This is a genomic window from Luteibacter sp. P4_E6 (genome assembly GCF_056401535.1).
Genome location: NZ_JBFUJE010000657.1, coordinates 1 through 1967 on the forward strand (window position 1 = coordinate 1; position 1967 = coordinate 1967).

The 1967-nt window shown below is 62.0% G+C and carries 3 protein-coding genes and 1 pseudogene; all 4 read left to right on the top strand.

The features are described from left to right. A partial coding sequence (locus AC1DT2_RS22035; protein WP_477298745.1) for a response regulator transcription factor occupies positions 1 to 275 on the top strand: 275 nt, incomplete at its 5' end. 137 nt (positions 276 to 412) lie between these two features. Next, on the top strand, positions 413 to 1186 hold the full coding sequence (locus AC1DT2_RS22040; RefSeq protein ID WP_477298747.1) for an alpha/beta hydrolase: 774 nt from the start codon (positions 413 to 415) through the stop codon (positions 1184 to 1186). A 141-nt stretch (positions 1187 to 1327) separates the two neighbouring features. Continuing rightward, the gene (locus AC1DT2_RS22045) at positions 1328 to 1606 is read left to right on the top strand and encodes a hypothetical protein (RefSeq protein WP_477298748.1); all 279 of its coding nucleotides are present in this window, start codon (positions 1328 to 1330) and stop codon (positions 1604 to 1606) included. A 132-nt stretch (positions 1607 to 1738) separates the two neighbouring features. After that, positions 1739 to 1967, top strand: a pseudogene (locus AC1DT2_RS22050) (CbbBc protein); the annotation flags it as partial.

Below are 1967 nucleotides of genomic sequence, written 5' to 3' on the forward strand. Positions count from 1 at the left end.
CTGCCTTTGACGGTCACCGCCGGGTCGCGCCCGCCGTGGCTGCTGAAATTGCACAACACTTCTCGGACGAAGCACTCACGCCACGTGAGGTGGCCGTGCTTCGGGGCATATCCGAAGGAATCGGAAACAAAGCCATTGCCGAGCAGCTTGGGATATCGGCTGGAACGGTGAAGGATCACGTGTCAAACATCCTGGCCAAACTGGACGCGAACAACCGGGCTCATGCGGTGAGCATCGCCATCAAGCGCGGCATCATATCGGGTGAAGGTTCCTGACCGATTGACGCCGCTGCGGGTTGCACGCATGACGCCGCAACCCGCTGCCACCCCGCCAGCTCCATTGAGCATCCAGTGCCCGGGAATGTGCGGGCCGCCAGGTCTTTCCCGAACGATTCTTCGACCGGAGACACACCATGACCCGCGTATCGAATCATGCAGTCTTGCTGGCTTTTGCACTGGCGGCAGGCATCAGCACCCCTTCCATCGCTGCAGACAAAGTCCAGAACATCGTCCTTGTCCACGGCGCCTGGGTCAACGGCAGCGGCTGGAAACCTGTCTACGAGCTGCTGGTCAAGGATGGCTACCACGTCTCGGTGGCAGAACATCCCCTGACCTCGTTCCAGGACGACGTGACGGCCGTCAAACGCATTGTCGACATGCAAGACGGCCCCACCATTCTCGTTGGCCACAGCTACGGCGGCGCCATCATCACGGAGGTCGGCAATGACCCCAAAATCGTCGGCCTCGTCTACATCGCCGCCCATGCCCTTGACCAGGGCGAAACGGAAGTGAGCAACGGCAAGAAGTACCCGAGCCTGACCAGCCAGACGCCGGACATCAAGAGAACGGCCGACGGCTTTTTGTATCTCGACCCTGCCAAATATCCCGCTGACTTTGCCGCCGACCTGCCCATCAGCCAGGCGACGTTTGAAGCCAATGCGCAGGGCCTGACTGCCGCGTCCGTGTTTGCCGCGCCTGCCGGTGTGCCTGCATGGAAGTCAAAGCCAAGCTGGTTTGCGGTGGYCACCGCTGACCGCATCATCAATCCGGATCTTGAGCGCATGTACGCCAAGCGTGCCGGCAGCCACACCATTGAGGTCAAGGGCGCCAGCCATTCGGTTTACCAGTCCCATCCCCGGGAAGTCGCCGACCTCATTGAAGAGGCAGCCAAGCACGCGGTCCCCTGACGGGAGACGGCTGGCTCTTGCACCGCGAGYCAGCCCCCAGCAAGGACTGCCGTTTCCGTGGTGCGCCAAATCCCGCGTGCCGTCACCACCCTGACCGCGTCCGGCAACCTGGCGCGGCAGTGTTCCCACTGAGGAGGTCCCATGAATTTTGCACGTCCACTCCTGCTCGCCACGGCCATGGCCGCCGCATCACTGCTGTCTTTGGCCGCCTTCGCCGATGGCCACGGGAAATATCCCGCCTTCGCTGACATTGCCCAAGGCAAGACCATGCTCAGTCGGGACGACATCAGCAAACTCGACGAGAAGAAGTACCCCAAGCTGGAGGGTCTGAAGTCGCACTTTGACGATGCCGATGTCGACCATGACGGCAACATCAACCGGTACGAGTACGACCATTACATGGAAAACGCCCACTACTGATGGGTGCTCGACGTGGCAAGGCCGTGGCGGCAGGTCGCCACGGTTTGCCCGCGACGTGACCCTCTCCCCCAGCTGACGGCGTCGCCAAACTGCCTTGCGAAGCCCGTGCGCGCACAGTGGAAGGACATGACCATGGCCGACAAGCCCATTCCCGGCATCCGCCCCTACAGTCACCCGGCAGGCGGTTGGGGCGCACTGAAGGCAACGGCGAAAGCCGTGGCGGAACAGATGATGGGACCGGATGCGCCCGTCACGCTTTTCCACACCAACAAGCCCGACGGTTTTGATTGCCCGGGTTGCGCATGGCCGGACAAGAGCCACACCTCGACTTTCCAGTTCTGCGAAAACGGCGCCAAGGCCG

Coding starts and splice junctions, on each gene's coding strand:
- AC1DT2_RS22045 (WP_477298748.1), top strand. CDS start 1,328: ATGAATTTTGCACGTCCACTCCTGCTCGCCACGGCCATGGCCGCCGCA.